At 54.3% G+C, this 14,305-nt stretch carries 13 protein-coding genes and 1 CRISPR repeat array; of the genes, 3 read left to right on the top strand and 10 right to left on the bottom strand.

What is annotated here, in order from left to right; all coding sequences use genetic code 11:
* Positions 1 to 2: 2 nt before the first annotated feature.
* Complete coding sequence (locus DKB62_RS12325) at positions 3 to 2,111, bottom strand: ComEC/Rec2 family competence protein (RefSeq protein WP_107196676.1); 2,109 nt, start codon at positions 2,109 to 2,111, stop codon at positions 3 to 5.
* Positions 2,108 to 2,635 (bottom strand): ComEA family DNA-binding protein, encoded by a 528-nt coding sequence (locus tag DKB62_RS12320; RefSeq protein WP_107196675.1) that lies wholly within the window; start codon positions 2,633 to 2,635, stop codon positions 2,108 to 2,110. Before DKB62_RS12320 ends, DKB62_RS12325 begins: the two co-directional genes overlap by 4 nt.
* 258 nt (positions 2,636 to 2,893) lie before the next feature.
* Between DKB62_RS12320 and DKB62_RS12310 the strand changes: the two genes are divergently transcribed.
* Positions 2,894 to 3,769 (top strand): phosphoribosylaminoimidazolesuccinocarboxamide synthase, encoded by an 876-nt coding sequence (locus DKB62_RS12310; protein ID WP_107196674.1) that lies wholly within the window; start codon positions 2,894 to 2,896, stop codon positions 3,767 to 3,769.
* A 73-nt stretch (positions 3,770 to 3,842) separates the two neighbouring features.
* On the opposite strand, the gene DKB62_RS12305 is transcribed toward DKB62_RS12310, so the two are convergent.
* The 3 genes from DKB62_RS12305 to DKB62_RS12850 are packed head-to-tail and all read right to left on the bottom strand — an operon-like array spanning position 3,843 to position 6,480.
* Positions 3,843 to 4,772, bottom strand: coding sequence for a DUF1848 domain-containing protein (locus DKB62_RS12305; protein ID WP_107196673.1), 930 nt, complete (start codon positions 4,770 to 4,772; stop codon positions 3,843 to 3,845).
* A gap of 23 nt (positions 4,773 to 4,795) precedes the next feature.
* Entirely contained in the window at positions 4,796 to 5,419 is a 624-nt protein-coding gene (locus DKB62_RS12855; protein ID WP_232818845.1) for an adenine deaminase C-terminal domain-containing protein, read from the bottom strand.
* Entirely contained in the window at positions 5,350 to 6,480 is a 1,131-nt protein-coding gene (locus tag DKB62_RS12850) for an amidohydrolase family protein (protein ID WP_232818844.1), read from the bottom strand. Before DKB62_RS12850 ends, DKB62_RS12855 begins: the two co-directional genes overlap by 70 nt.
* A 286-nt stretch (positions 6,481 to 6,766) precedes the next feature.
* Between DKB62_RS12850 and DKB62_RS12295 the strand changes: the two genes are divergently transcribed.
* The gene (locus tag DKB62_RS12295; protein WP_107196672.1) at positions 6,767 to 8,149 is read left to right on the top strand and encodes an NCS2 family permease; all 1,383 of its coding nucleotides are present in this window, start codon (positions 6,767 to 6,769) and stop codon (positions 8,147 to 8,149) included.
* Positions 8,150 to 8,221: 72 nt separating this feature from the next.
* On the opposite strand, the gene DKB62_RS12290 is transcribed toward DKB62_RS12295, so the two are convergent.
* From DKB62_RS12290 to gatC, 4 genes are all read right to left on the bottom strand, one after another.
* A complete protein-coding gene (locus DKB62_RS12290) occupies positions 8,222 to 8,668 on the bottom strand; it encodes an acetyltransferase (RefSeq protein ID WP_107196671.1) in 447 nt (148 codons plus the stop codon).
* A gap of 79 nt (positions 8,669 to 8,747) precedes the next feature.
* Positions 8,748 to 10,187, bottom strand: a complete 1,440-nt coding sequence (gene gatB, locus DKB62_RS12285; protein WP_107196670.1) for an Asp-tRNA(Asn)/Glu-tRNA(Gln) amidotransferase subunit GatB — start codon at positions 10,185 to 10,187, stop codon at positions 8,748 to 8,750.
* A complete protein-coding gene (gene gatA / locus DKB62_RS12280) occupies positions 10,187 to 11,644 on the bottom strand; it encodes an Asp-tRNA(Asn)/Glu-tRNA(Gln) amidotransferase subunit GatA (RefSeq protein ID WP_107196669.1) in 1,458 nt (485 codons plus the stop codon). The genes gatB and gatA overlap by 1 nt, the downstream gene beginning before the upstream one ends.
* An 11-nt stretch (positions 11,645 to 11,655) precedes the next feature.
* On the bottom strand, positions 11,656 to 11,946 hold the full coding sequence (gene gatC / locus DKB62_RS12275) for an Asp-tRNA(Asn)/Glu-tRNA(Gln) amidotransferase subunit GatC (RefSeq protein ID WP_095628689.1): 291 nt from the start codon (positions 11,944 to 11,946) through the stop codon (positions 11,656 to 11,658).
* Between the two features lie 205 nt (positions 11,947 to 12,151).
* Positions 12,152 to 12,781: a CRISPR direct-repeat array (repeat unit 36 nt; unit sequence GTTGTAGTTCCCTAATATCTCTCGCTAAGGTATAAT).
* A 270-nt stretch (positions 12,782 to 13,051) separates the two neighbouring features.
* On the opposite strand from gatC, the gene DKB62_RS12270 reads away from it, so the two are divergent.
* Entirely contained in the window at positions 13,052 to 14,041 is a 990-nt protein-coding gene (locus DKB62_RS12270) for an IS30 family transposase (RefSeq protein WP_107196804.1), read from the top strand.
* On the opposite strand, the gene cas2 is transcribed toward DKB62_RS12270, so the two are convergent.
* Complete coding sequence (gene cas2, locus DKB62_RS12265; RefSeq protein ID WP_198643547.1) at positions 14,014 to 14,304, bottom strand: CRISPR-associated endonuclease Cas2; 291 nt, start codon at positions 14,302 to 14,304, stop codon at positions 14,014 to 14,016. The genes DKB62_RS12270 and cas2 overlap by 28 nt on opposite strands.
* Position 14,305 lies beyond the last annotated feature (1 nt).

Genomic DNA, 14,305 nt, shown 5'->3' with positions numbered 1-14,305 from the left:
GTTTACTCTCCGCCCCGGGCCGTAAAAGTCCACTCGCCCTTTCGATAGGTTCCCGTAATCTGGCCGTCGCGAGCCGGCGAAAACCAGGGGATATCGTATAGGGCCGCCCCTTCCGTCCATTCGTCATACCTTTCGTCATGACCGCCGCCGCGATAGAAAATCAGCGCCGCAGCCCGGCTGGGAAAGGTCTTCTCATCGTACGGCGGCAGCTGGCGCAGCTCGATACAAGCACCGTCGGGAAGCCGTTTCTGCGGCAGGCCGTCGTACAGGTAATAGGAAATCGCCCCTCCTGCAACAGCGATGGGTCTGGCGTCGTCAGCCAAGCGGCACGGCCTGTCCAAGGTAAAATTGGCCTCTATCTGGGCCGCCGTTTTCTCCGGCTCGTGGCCGGCGACAGTACAGCCGGTCAGACGGAATACGCCTTCGTACCGCAATGCCGGCGTCAGCGTATAGGCCGCCTGCTCAGGGTTCGCCCAGGAACTTTTATTATACCACAGATAGGCAGAATCATCATCATAGACGACGCACGTCGCCTTATCTTGTCCCAAATCGAAAACGTGGACGACCGCCTCAGGCCGGTGCAGCTGCGCCCAGCCCCAGGAACCGAGACCGGCGACGGCTGCCAAAATTAGCAAGATACGCCGCTGCCTAGGCCAGACGAAAACGGCGGCAAGGGCCGTATACCAGGCGGCGACAGCCGGCAGAGACATGGCTCCGGCCCAGAAACGGCTGTGCGGCAAGGCGGCCAGAAAATAATTTCCCTTCACGGCCAGGGCCAGAAGGGGCGACACGCCGTGCAGGACCATATGGGCGACGGGCTCGCAGAGAAAGCCGAGAACGGCGGCAGTCAGCCCCAGGACGATGACCAGATCCAATACAGGAGCGACGAGGAGATTGGCTGCAAAGGAATAAACGGGAAAGGCATGGAAATTGGCGAACAGCAGGGGCAGCAGCAAGACTTGGGCGCACAGGCATACGGACAGGCCGTCGCGCAGCAGCGCCGGCAAGGCGGAAAACCACGGCCGCACCTTGCCGCTGAGGAGGACGATGCCCGCCGACGCGCCGCAGGACAGGCGGAAGCTCAAATCATAGAACAAATACGGGCTGTACAGCAGCATGAGCAGCACTGCCGCCGCCAAAGCCTGCACGCTCGCGTAGTCCCGCCGGGCCCACAGGCTGAAGGAACAAATCAGCCCCATGATGGACGCCCGGACGACGGGCGCGACGAATTCGGCCATCGCTCCGTATAAAAGGACGAAGCCCGCCGACAGAAGGAACTGCCATTTTCCCCGCAGCCCGGCTGCCCGGCCTAAAATCTGCACGACCGACAGGAGCAAGGCGATGTGCGACCCCGACACCGACAGGATATGAATCAATCCCGTCACGCTGAAGCTCTCAATCAGCTCCGGCGGCAGCTCGTCGTAATGGCCGCCGAAGAGCAGGCTGCTCAGGATGTGCGCCCCGTCCGTTCCCAATATGGCGCGGAAGCGGTCCGTCATGGTTTCGCGCAGATTCGCCAAGGTATGACGCCATCCCTGCGCCGGCTGAAGCAAGGTCAGGCCGCCATCGTCGCCGTAGCCTTTTAAGAAAATGCCTTTTTCCTTGTCGCGGTGCTGTGCATCGTAGGCTCCGCCGTTTTTATAATACCGAATGGGCCGCAGGACGCCGCGGAAGGCGACGCGGGCCGAAGGCTGAAAGGACGGATCAGCCGGCGCCGACACATACACTGCGCCCGCTCCTTCCCGGAACGTGCCTTCGCCGGCATAGGCGAAACGCTCCATATCGACGACATAGCGAGCCATCGCCTTGCCGTCGGTTTCGTACATACTGCCTTTTTCCCGGAGCGTCCCTTCCATATAGATGTCGGCTCCGCCGACATAATGAGGCAGCCCGTCGTACTGCTCCGCTGCCAGCTGCAGCCGCGCGCCGCCGGCTAGCAGGCAGAACAGCAAAATCAGAGGCCAGGCCCAGCGCGTTTTTCTCGCCGCCGCGGCTAAGAGGACGGCGGCAAGACAGGCGGCAGCCCATTCCGTCAAGGATACCCCCAAATAATCTGCCGCTGCGATGCCGATGCAGAAGGCCGACACAGCCCCCAGCCCCCGGTACATCATATCGTCACCTTATCCTGCAGCTCTTTATATTTCGCCGGTCCGATGCCCTTGACCTTCTGCAGTTCCTCTATGCTGGAAAACAAGCCGTGCTCGTCCCGATAAGCAATAATCTTCCGGGCCATAGCCGGCCCGATGCCCGGCAGCTCGCCCAGCTTTTCCTCGTCGGCTTCGTTGATATTGATACGGCCGTCGTCTGCCTCTCCGACAGACGGCGCGCCGTTCAAGTCGTACGGGATATGAATATGCATGCCGTCAGCCGCTTCATCGGCAAAGTTGACAGCCGCCGCATCAGCATAAGGCAAGACGCCTCCGGCGGCATGGACGGCTTCGCCGACGCGCACCGTTTCGTCAAAGGCGTATAGCCCAGGCTTGCGCACAGCGCCGCTGACGTAGACGTAGGCCGACTGGGGCTGAGGCGCTTCTACAGCCGGCATAGCTGCTGGTTCTTCCAGCCAATCCGGCAGCGCCCCCTGCAAAATGAATAAAGCCGCCAGCAGGCAGACTCCTATGAGCACTTTCTTCATATACAGACCTCCTCATTCAGGTATTTCTTCTTCACTTCTCGGTCTGCATCGGCCGTTCCTGCCGCCGTCATCAGGTTTAAGCTCCTTCTAATCTTCGTCTCATAAAGGATCTCATATTTTAATATTTCTCCGTCATTCTCCGCCGCCGGCTGGTTATTTCGGTCAAAAACGAGCAATCCTATTCCATCGTCTTACATTTTGTGATATGATAAGTACATTCATCATGGATATAGTTTTAAATATATTGGAGGCCAGAACATGAAAGAATACAAACCGTTCAAATCAGGTAAAGTCCGCGAAGTATACGATGCCGGCGACAGCATCATCATGGTTGCGACCGACCGCATTTCCGCATTCGACCACATCCTGAAAAACCAGATTACGAAAAAAGGCGCGATCCTCACGCAGATGTCCAAATTCTGGTTTGATTTGACGAAAGATATTATTCCGAACCACATGATCTCCGTCGACAACGCCGACATGCCCGAATTCTTCCAGCAGGAACAGTTCCTCGGCAACAGCATGAAATGCAAAAAGCTGACCATGATCCCCATGGAATGCATCGTCCGCGGCTACATCACCGGCAGCGGCTGGGAAAGCTATAAGGAAAACGGCACGATCTGCGGCATTCAGCTTCCCGAAGGCCTGCAGGAATCGCAGAAGCTTCCCGAACCGATCTTCACGCCGAGCACGAAAGCCGAATTAGGCGACCACGACGAAAACGTCTCCCTCGAACAGGGCGCAGCCGTCCTCGACAAGACCTTCCCCGGCAAGGGCATGGAATACGCCGAAAAAATCCGCGACTACACCCTCGCCCTGTACAAGAAATGCGCCGATTACGCCTTGTCCCGCGGCATCATCATTGCCGATACGAAGTTTGAATTCGGCCTCGACGAAGAAGGCAAAATCGTATTAGGCGACGAAATGCTCACGCCGGACAGCTCCCGCTTCTGGCCCCTCGAAGGCTACAAGCCCGGCCAGTCCCAGCCGTCCTATGACAAGCAGTTCGTCCGCGACTGGCTCAAAGCCAACCCGGACAGCGATTTCCTCCTGCCGCAGGACGTCATCGACAAGACGATTGAAAAATACGAAGAAGCCTATGAAATGCTGACAGGCAAAAAATTCGATAAATAAGCAACAAAAAAATGGATTCAGCTCCTCGCGCTGAATCCATTTTTTTGTTATATCCCACAGCATTACAAAGCAATCAAAATTCCAGTACCATCTGAGGCGACCGGCATGACGTTATATGCCGGTCATACACCTCGTCCTCAGGCCGCACATACCCGCCCAACAAAGGCGACGCCGGGTCATGGATTCTGCTGACTTCTCGATTTGCGCCGCCGGCATAGCAGTACCGGCAGCCGCCTCGGCATGTACGGTAGGCACCGATGTCGATACTTTCCGCACAGCCGCAGGCCGGCCGCTGGTTCGCATCTCGCTTGACCAGCAAGGGCTGTTTCAAAAGCTGTTCAAACAAGGTCTTGTCGATGCAGCGACCATGAGAAATTCCGTATTCAGCCAGGTCCAGTTCTTCGGCACACGTTTCCATCTGCAGGCCGTGTGCCCGGCAAATCGCCGCCAAGGCACAGGCCAGCCGCCGTTTCTGCGCAGCCGGAAAGGGCTTTAGACCCAGAGCTGCCATAGGACGGCTGATCTGGGGATAGTAATCAAGGAAGCTAAGGACGCACCGCCTCGTATACGGCGCCAGCTGCGCTGCCAGCTCGGCAAAATACCGTACATGATACGCTTCCGTATATTTAGAACTGAGAAATACAGGATCGTACCGCCAAATGACCCGCTCCGGCCCGATGCGGCGCGACAGCTCTTGAAAAGCAGGAATAAGACACTCCCGCTTCGACGGAATACCCGGTTCCACATCGCGGCCATATGCCGTCAAGGTGTACTGGAAATAATAGGCGTACGCTTCCAACTCGCCCAGCATCGGCAGCATAGGTGCAGGGTTCTTCGTCCAGAAGACAAAGCCGTCGACGACGTCGGGATGCAGGACAATGCGGCTGACGCGCCGTTCATTCACAGGCTGTCGCACCAGTACATAGCCGTCCCGGAGGCGGTTCCAAAACCAAGGAGAATAATAGGCCGGTATATCAGTCCGCCGGCTGACGCTGATAATCATATTCCCTGCCTTCCTGCTGCCCTTTAGTCAGCTTCAATATTCATAAAATCAAAGGCGTCTACATCGAACAAGCCCGTATCTAAAAGCTTAATCTGCGGGATAACCGGCAGGGACATAAAGCACAAGGTCATGACGACGTCCACATCCTCGTGGATGCCCAGCGCTTCGTGGCCGGCTGCGTAGATTTCTTCGGCCTGCTCTTCTACCCAATGGCCGTCCCGATTGCTCATGAGGCCGGCAATGGGTAGGGGCATAGAGGCGATGACGGCTCCGTCCAGCACGACGGCAATGCCTCCTTCCTGGGCCGCGACGGCTTCGACGGCCGCCGCCATGTCGCCGTTGTTCGCGCCGGCGACGATGATGTTGTGAGAATCGTGGGCAATGGATACGGCCACGGCCCCCTTCGTCAGCCCGTAGCCCCGCAGCAGGCCGAGGCCGACATTGCCCGTGCCGTGATGGCGTTCGACGACGGCGACCTTGACGATATCAGCGGCGGCATCATATACGAAATCGCCCCTTTCATCGACGGCTACTGTCGCCGTCCCTTTGCGAGTCACGACGCTGCCGGGGATAATATCTATCGTATGGACCGACGGCGAGCGCAGGGCCATGCGCAGCTTGTCGGCAGAAAAACCGGCCAGATGCACAGTGTGACGGACAGCACTGGTGTCAGCCTGCGTAAAAGGCGGAATATACGCCCCTTCGGACGCAACCTCCTCGCCGGCAATAAAGGTCTTCCAAACGGAAAACTCCTGCAAATCATCAAACAAGACGACGTCGGCCCGTTGGCCCGTTTTCCCGGCGCCAGAGCGCCGCGGTCCGACAAGCCGTAGCATTCGGCAGCGTTGAGCGTCGCCATCGTGACGGCTCCTTCCGGCGAAATGCTGTGCCGCACGCACAGCCGCAGGTGCTCGTTCAAATGGCCCTTGGAAAATATCGTTTTCAAATGCAGATCGTCGGAACACAGCAGGAACCGGCGCAGGTTCTGCGGCGTGACGGCGCCGATGAGATTCGGCAAATCGCGGCAGGCCGAACCGTTTCGCAGGAGGACGTACATGCCGAGGGAAATTCGCTCCAGCGCTTCCTCGGCAGTGGAGCATTCATGGTCCGTCCGAATTCCGGCAGCGGCGTAAGCCTGCAGCCCGCCGCCATGGAGGCCCGGACTGTGACCGTCGACGATCTTGCCTGCTTCATGGGCCGCCGCTAACTTATCCAGCACGTCGTCCTGGGCTGCCGCGACGCCGGGATAGTTCATAAATTCCCCTACGCCCAATATGTAACTGTCCTGCAGAGCCCGGGCCAGCTCTTCCGCGCCGATGACGGCGCCGCTGTGGTCGAAGGATGTCGCCGGCACGCAGGATGGAGCCATGAACTGAATATCCAGAACAGTCTGCTCCGCCGCTTCGGCCATATACTTCAATCCGGCCAGTCCGCAGACATTGGCGATTTCATGAGGGTCGGCAATAATCGTCGTCGTCCCCAGGGGAACGACGAGGCGGCCGAATTCTTCCGGACTGACGTAGGACGACTCGATGTGGATATGGCTGTCGATGAGGCCCGGCGCGGCATACCGCCCTCCGGCATCGACGACGCGCCGCCCTTCGTACGAACCGCCGATACCGGCGAGGACGCCGTCTATGACAGCAATGTCCCCTTCCCGTATAGACTGGGTATACACGTCGACAATACGGCAGTGTTTAAGAACCAAGTCGCAGGGAATGATCCCCTGGCCGCTTCAATTCTTCGTTTCAACAGGTCTTTATATACAGAAGCCATAAGTAACTCTCCTTTGTTTGCCAATTATAGGTACTCATATTGTACCATACCCGCTACGGGGAAGCCAAAGCATCTTGCCGAAAAACATCTTCTATACGACAAATTTATATGACTATAAAAAATATTTTCACCCTTTTCATTGCTATTTCGACCTGAAAAAGATATAATCATACCTATGTTTTTATTTTATTTTTATAAATTCACAAAAGGGGTGCATTATGAACTTCCTCGAACGTATGTTTCATTTGACGCAAAACGGCACGACTGTAAGAACCGAGCTCATCGCCGGCATTACGACCTTCATGACCATGGCCTATATTCTGGCCGTCAACCCGACGATTCTGAGCGCCGCCGGCATGGATAAGGGCGCCGTCCTCACGGCGACGGCCTTGGCGTCCCTCATCGGCACGTTGTGCATGGCCTTCTTTGCCAACTATCCCTTCGCCCTGGCTCCCGGCATGGGCCTGAACGCCTTTTTTGCCTATACCGTAGTCCTGCAGATGGGCTATACGTGGGAAATGGCCTTGGCCGCCGTCTTTGTAGAAGGCGTCATTTTTATCGTCCTATCCTTGACAAACGTCCGCGAAGCCATCTTCAACGCCATACCGATGACCCTGAAAAAGGCAGTGTCCGCCGGCATCGGCTTGTTTATCGCCCTCATCGGCCTGTTCAACGCCCAAATCATCGTCGCCAACCCGGCTACGAAGATTTCCCTCTTTTCCTTTAAGCAGGCCGTCGCCGACGGCACCTTCCACACCGTAGGCATTACGGTATTGCTGGCTATGCTGGGCATCTTGTTTACGGCCTTCCTCATGATCCGCCGCGTCCGCGGCAACGTCCTCTGGGGCATCTTATTTACATGGATATTAGCAGTCCTCTGCGAACTGACCGGCCTGTACGTCCCCAATCCGGAACTGCACATGTACAGCGTAATCCCTGACGTATCTGCCGGCGCGGCGGCCTTTGCTCCAGCCAGTATCGCTCCGATCTTCGGGCACCTCGATTTCAGCCGCCTCTGGTCCGTCGATTTCCTCATCGTCATGTTCGCCTTCTTATTCGTCGATATCTTCGATACCTTAGGTACGCTCATCGGCGTATCCTCCAAGGCCAACATGCTCGACGCCGACGGCAAGCTGCCCCGCATCAAGGGAGCCCTCATGGCTGACGCCGTCGCCACGACCTTCGGCGCAGTCCTCGGCACCAGTACGACGACGACCTTCGTCGAAAGCGCTACCGGCGTCAGCGAAGGAGGCCGCACGGGCTTGACGGCGTTGTTCGTCGCCCTGTTTTTCGCCCTGTCCCTGTTCCTGTCACCTCTCTTCATGGCCATCCCGGCCTTCGCCACCGCGCCGGCCCTGGTCATCGTCGGGTTCCTCATGCTGACCTCTGTTGCCGGCATCGACTTTGACGATTTCAGCGAAGCCATTCCGGCCTACATTACCATCATTGCCATGCCCTTCTGCTACAGCATTTCCGAAGGCATCTCTTTCGGTATCATCTCCTATGTCATCCTCAACGTCCTGACGGGAAAACGAGAAAAAATCAGCCTGCTCATGTACATTCTGGCGGTCATCTTCATTGGAAAATACATCTTTTTATAATCTGCAAAAAAATCTGCCGTCCTACGCGTTCGTTCCGTAAGGCGGCAGATTTTTATATACTTTATGGATACCTTATCTTGGCAGCTTCATGTACAGCAGCGGATAAGGATTTCCCTGCTCGTCCAAATCCGACCGTTTATACACCGTAAATCCCATGCGCTCGTAAAAGCCGACGGCCTGGGGATTTTGCTCGTTTACCGTTACTTCCCAAGCCCCGTATCGTTCCACAGCCTGCTGAATCAAGGCTTTTCCAATGCCCTTTCCCCGTTCATCCGGCGAGACGAAAAGCATTTCAATGCGGCCGCCGTCCAATCCCAGGAAGGCCGTCATGGCCTGTTGCTCGCTGCGAGCCACGACTAATACGGGCACGCCGCCCAGAGCCTGCGGCACATACTTCTTAATGGCCGCTATTTCGTCGGCCGATAAAAAATCGTGCGTCGCCTTGACCGACTGTTCCCACAGTTCCGTCAAGGGCTCAATATAGGCATCTCTGTTCCCTTTAATTTCTATAATGTTCATTATATCTCCTAACTACAAGAAACACCGCTTATGTGGATTACGGCATAAGCGGTGTTTCTGTTAACGCGCAGTACTTACACTATTGCAAATTTTTCGTCAAGAGCTCGTTGACGACACCGGGGTTAGCCCGGCCTTTCGTTTCCTTCATGATCTGGCCGACGAGAAAGCCGATAGCCTTCTTCTTGCCGGCCTTGTAGTCGGCAACGGACTGCGGATTGGCTTCGATGATCTTCTTGACCAGTTCTTCCAGTGCGCCCGTATCGGTAATCTGTACGAGGCCCTGTTCTTTTACGACGTCATTGGCCGACTTGCCGGATTTCCACATTTCAGGCAGTACCTTCTTGGCGATTTTGCCGGAAATGGTGTTCTTGGCGATGAGCTGGAGCAGTTCGGCCAGCGCCGCCGGCTGCACGGGCGAGTCGACAGCGCCTACGCCGTTTTCATTGAGGAGCTTGGCAAATTCGCCGAGCATCCAGTTCGATGCCGTCTTGGCGTCGACGCCGCATTTGACGACGTCTTCGAAATAGTCTGCCGTCTGCTTTTCCAAGGTCAGCAGGTTGGCGTCGTATTCGGGCAGGCCCAATTCGTCCATAAAGCGCTTCTTGCGGGCGTCGGGCATTTCCGGCAGTTCCTTGCGGACTTCTTCAATGTATTCCGGCGATACTTCGATGGGAATCAAATCCGGTTCGGGGAAATAGCGGTAATCGCTGTCGCCTTCCTTGACGCGCTGGAGGAACGTAACACCCTTGGCGTCGTCCCAGCCGCGGGTGCACTGCTGAATTGTGCCGCCTTCTTCGAGGATCTGGGCCTGGCGGACGGCTTCATATTCAATACCCTTCTGCACGCCGCTGAAGGAGTTGATATTCTTCAATTCCGTCTTCGTGCCGAGCTTGTCGCTGCCGACAGGACGGACGGAGATGTTGGCGTCGCAGCGCATGCTGCCTTCTTCGAGACGGCAGTCCGATACGCCTAAGTACTGGAGAATGGAACGCAGCTTTTCCAAATAGGCCCGCGCTTCTTCGCCGCTGCGCAGCTCCGGTTCGCCGACGATTTCCAGGAGAGGCACGCCCGTGCGGTTGTAGTCGACACAGGACGAATCAGCCGTGTCGATGCTGCCGCCGCTGTGAACGAGCTTGCCGGCGTCTTCTTCCATGTGGATGCGGGTCAGGTGGATGCGGCGCTGTTCGCCGTTGACTTCGATATCCACGTAGCCGCCCTTGCAGATAGGCAGGTCAAACTGGGATGTCTGGAAGTTTTTCGGCAAATCGGGATAGTAGTAGTTTTTGCGGTCAAATTTGCTGTACGGCAAAATGTCGCAGTGCAGCGCCAGCCCTGCCTTGACGGCAAAGTGGAGCACTTCCTTATTGAGGACGGGCAGCACGCCGGGCAGGCCCAGGCAGACCGGGCAGACGTGGGTATTCGGTTCGGCGCCGAATTCAGTGCTGCAGCCGCAGAAAATCTTTGTCTTCGTTTTCAGTTCGACGTGGACTTCCAAGCCGATAACGGATTCGTATTTCATTATAATTCAACCTCCCCCATAGGCAACGGCTTGCGCAAGTCCGTTCTATTCTGTTCAAAGGTGTAAGCCGCACGGAGCAGCGTTTCTTCATCGAGGGCCTTGCCGATGAGCTGCATGCCGATAGGCAGGCCGTTTTTATAGCCGCAGGGAATGCTGAGTCCCGGAAGTCCTGCCAGGTTCAGCGTAACGGTGCAGACGTCGCCTAAGTACATGGCCAGCGGGTTGCCGCTGTTCTGGCCGATCTTGAAGGCCGTGTCCGGAGCCGTCGGCGTCAGGAGGACGTCGCATTGCTTCAGCGCTTCGTCGTAATCATGCTTGATAAGCGTGCGGACCTTCATAGCCCGCAGATAGTAGGCGTCGTAATAGCCGGAGCTCAGGACGTACGTGCCGAGAAGGATGCGGCGCTGTACTTCCGGGCCGAAGCCTTCGGAACGGGTCTTGATATACATATCGACGATGTCCTTGCCTTCGACGCGCAGGCCAAAGCCGACGCCGTCGTACCGGGCCAGGTTGGAGCTGGCTTCGGCCGGGGCGATGATGTAGTAGGCGGCGATGCCGTATTTTACGTGAGGCATGCTGACCGGCACGATTTCCGCGCCTAATTTCTTGTACGTTTCAATGGCTTCATCCAAGGCCTTGCGGCATTCAGCGTCGAGGCCTTCGCCGAAGAATTCTTCGGGAATGCCGATCTTCATGCCCTTGACGTCGTTGACCAAGGCCTGCTTGTAGTCCTTTTTAGCCTGCGGAATAGACGTCGAGTCTTTCGCGTCGTGACCGGCAACGGCATTCAGCACAATGGCGCAGTCTTCTACGTCGTTCGTAAAGGTGCCGATCTGGTCGAGGGACGACGCAAAGGCGATGAGGCCGTAGCGGGAAATGAGGCCGTACGTCGGTTTGAGGCCGACGACGCCGCAGTAAGCCGCAGGCTGGCGGACCGATCCGCCCGTATCGGAGCCGAGAGACCATACGCATTCGCCGGCAGCGACGGCAGCAGCCGAACCGCCCGACGAGCCGCCGGGAACATAATCCAGCCCCCAGGGGTTATGCGTAATCTGGAAGGCCGAGTTTTCCGTCGAGCTGCCCATGGCGAATTCATCCATGTTGGTCTTGCCAAGGCTGACGTAATCGACGTCCATCAGCTTTTCAATAACCGTCGCATTATACGGCGATTTGAAATTTTTCAGCATCTTGGACGCGCACGTAGCGTACTGTCCTTTAATGCAGATATTATCTTTAATGGCCCCGGGAACGCCAGCCAGATCGGCAATCGCTTCACCGGCAGCGATTTTTTTATCGACGGCAGCAGCCGCTTCCAGCGCAAATTCGCGGTTATCCGACAAAAAAGCCTGAACCTGCGGTTCTACGGCGTCTTTGCGGGCAATATAGGCTTTTGTCAATTCAACGGCAGACAGTTCGCCTTTGACGAGCTTGTCGTGTAATCCATGTATCGTTACCACAATATCCCTCCTTAATCCTGAATGACCTTCGGCACTTTAAAGTAGCCGTTTTCCGGTTCCGGCGCATTTTGCAGCGCTTTATCATTGGGCAGGGACGTATGGGGCACATCGTCGCGCATGACATTGGACATGGATACGGCATGAGCCGTCGGCTGTACATCCGTAATATCTACCTGACTCATGAGATCCATATACGATAAAATGTCGTTCAGCTGTTTCCCGACAGCGTCAATCTGGTCTTCCTTGATTTCCAAGCGGGACAACAGTGCAATTTTCTTTATTTCTTCAGCACTGATTTTCATACAGACACTCCTCGCAGAAAAATTTAATACACATTTACAAAATAGTATTATACCATATGAACGGCATAAAATCATCCTATTTTGGTAAGAACCGCCCAGACAGAGAAAATAATAAAACTTTACATATTCACAATTATGCCATGTTACAGTACAATGATAGTGAACAGTAATATATCAATGACGACGTGTCAAACTGTTCTGTCCTCTTATCGTTCCCTAATATCTCTCGCTAAGGTATAATCGGATTTGGCTCAATCGTTCACGTTCGTTCGTTGTAGTTCCCTAATATCTCTCGCTAAGGTATAATAAGGACATTGCGAAGATAGAGCCCGTCCTAGTTGTAGTTCCCTAATATCTCTCGCTAAGGTATAATGCGCAAGGAAATTCTGCCGGTACGGGAAGGGTTGTAGTTCCCTAATATCTCTCGCTAAGGTATAATAATCGTTTCTAACGCCCATGAACGTGAACTGTTGTAGTTCCCTAATATCTCTCGCTAAGGTATAATATAGCTTGCAGAAACTTGCATTATCTGCTGGTTGTAGTTCCCTAATATCTCTCGCTAAGGTATAATTAACATTCTCGTCCGTAGACTCAAAGAATAGTTGTAGTTCCCTAATATCTCTCGCTAAGGTATAATCCAGGCGGCGCAAATGTCGTATAGTGTCATGTTGTAGTTCCCTAATATCTCTCGCTAAGGTATAATGACGGTGTCAAACTTATAATTTGTTGTGATGTTGTAGTTCCCTAATATCTCTCGCTAAGGTATAATAACTGTTCCGTGCGGGAAATAAAGGTAATGGTTGTAGTTCCCTAATATCTCTCGCTAAGGTATAATATACCTGCTAAAAAGCACGTTGCACACTTTCTGCGACGTTCTTTTTAGTATGAAAAAAATCGTCGGAAAAGCAGAAAAAGTGCCTCTTTCGAGACACTTTTTTCACAAAAATTACAAAACAACGACTGTATTTTTCTTCTTATTTTCATCTAAATCGGGAATTTTTTCACCGGCGAATTTACAATACAAGTGCAACACCTATAAAAAATGACACATAGGTTTCTGATATAATAATGCTACCAAACAAAATCTATATCTCGGAGGAAACCTATGTGCCACTATCATCATCTTACTCTATCTGAACGAGAAAATCTACTCTTTTTTCGCGCGCAGTCCTATTCTATCTCTCGAATTGCGGCGGCCCTCGGCCGAGATAAATCCACGATCTCACGGGAACTACGCAGAAATACAGTGAACGGCAAGTATCTGCCCATCACCGCACAACAACAGTATGCCCGCCGCCGTAAGGCATGCAAGCCTCACAAGCGGTTAGAGAATGCCGAGCTATTCGCATTGGTTAAAAATCTCTTCCTGGTGCATCATTGGTCCCCAGAAGAAATTGCCGGACGCTTGCAGCTGGAACATCAGAAGGCACTCCTTAGCTATGCAACGATTTACCGCGCCATATATGCCGGTATGTTTGATGAAACGTCGTCCTCCCATGGGTCCCGCGGTGCGGTCCGCCGCTTGCGGCATCATGGAAAATCCCGGCATACCCGGCAATATCAGGAACGACGGGGTTCTATTCCCATCTCTCACGATATTTCGGAACGGCCAGCAGGAGCCGCTAACCGCTCCCGGCGAGGACATTGGGAATGTGATACCATAGCAGGAAAGACAGGAAAAGCCTGTCTGGTTACGTTGGTAGATAGAAAGAGCCGGTATCTGGTAGGAGGCAAAGCAGCCAAAAAGACAGCACAAGCCGTCAATACGGTATTGCTTCAGGTACTGCAAGGGCAACCTGTAAAAAGCCTTACGCCGGACAGAGGAAAAGAGTTCGCCCATCATGCCGCTGTCACGGAGGCCTTGAACGGCGTGCCGTTTTATTTCCCGCCGCCGCATCAGCCCTGGCAGCGGGGAAGCAACGAAAATACCAATGGCCTAGTCCGAGAGTATTTCCCGAAAGGGACGGACATCACACTCGTTCCAGAAGCCTATGTGCAAGCTGTTTTTGCAGAACTAAATCGCCGTCCCCGAAAATGTTTAGGATACAAAACGCCATACGAAGTACATTACTCTAAAAAGTTGCACTTAGCTTGACAATTCGCCCCACATAAAATTTCCATTGATTCAAATTGTCGTTCCGTAATTAACAAGGTACGAATAGACCCTGCTTTAGGCAATGCATGTAAAATTCTCATCCGGTGTTTATTAGCTGCTTCCATACCATTGCACAAGCGCACATAGACGGAAAATTGCATCATATAATATCCGTCTTTTAAAAGAAATTGTCGAAACTGCGTTGCTGCCCGTCGTTCTGCCTTTGTTCGAACAGGTAAATCAAACATGACGATTAAACGCATA

This window comes from Megasphaera stantonii, assembly GCF_003367905.1.
GTDB lineage: Bacteria > Bacillota > Negativicutes > Veillonellales > Megasphaeraceae > Megasphaera > Megasphaera stantonii.
This window is presented reverse-complemented; position numbering and strand designations above follow the sequence as displayed.

Bases quoted from the DNA above. Each gene is read 5' to 3' on its own strand.
- DKB62_RS12290 (WP_107196671.1), bottom strand. From the start codon at position 8,668: ATGAACATTATAGAAATTAAAGGGAACAGAGATGCCTATATTGAGCCC.
- gatC (WP_095628689.1), bottom strand. From the start codon at position 11,946: ATGAAAATCAGTGCTGAAGAAATAAAGAAAATTGCACTGTTGTCCCGC.
- DKB62_RS12270 (WP_107196804.1), top strand. From the start codon at position 13,052: ATGTGCCACTATCATCATCTTACTCTATCTGAACGAGAAAATCTACTC.
- DKB62_RS12310 (WP_107196674.1), top strand. From the start codon at position 2,894: ATGAAAGAATACAAACCGTTCAAATCAGGTAAAGTCCGCGAAGTATAC.
- cas2 (WP_198643547.1), bottom strand. From the start codon at position 14,304: ATGCGTTTAATCGTCATGTTTGATTTACCTGTTCGAACAAAGGCAGAA.
- DKB62_RS12295 (WP_107196672.1), top strand. From the start codon at position 6,767: ATGAACTTCCTCGAACGTATGTTTCATTTGACGCAAAACGGCACGACT.
- DKB62_RS12320 (WP_107196675.1), bottom strand. From the start codon at position 2,635: ATGAAGAAAGTGCTCATAGGAGTCTGCCTGCTGGCGGCTTTATTCATT.
- gatB (WP_107196670.1), bottom strand. From the start codon at position 10,187: ATGAAATACGAATCCGTTATCGGCTTGGAAGTCCACGTCGAACTGAAA.
- DKB62_RS12305 (WP_107196673.1), bottom strand. From the start codon at position 4,772: ATGATTATCAGCGTCAGCCGGCGGACTGATATACCGGCCTATTATTCT.
- DKB62_RS12325 (WP_107196676.1), bottom strand. From the start codon at position 2,111: ATGATGTACCGGGGGCTGGGGGCTGTGTCGGCCTTCTGCATCGGCATC.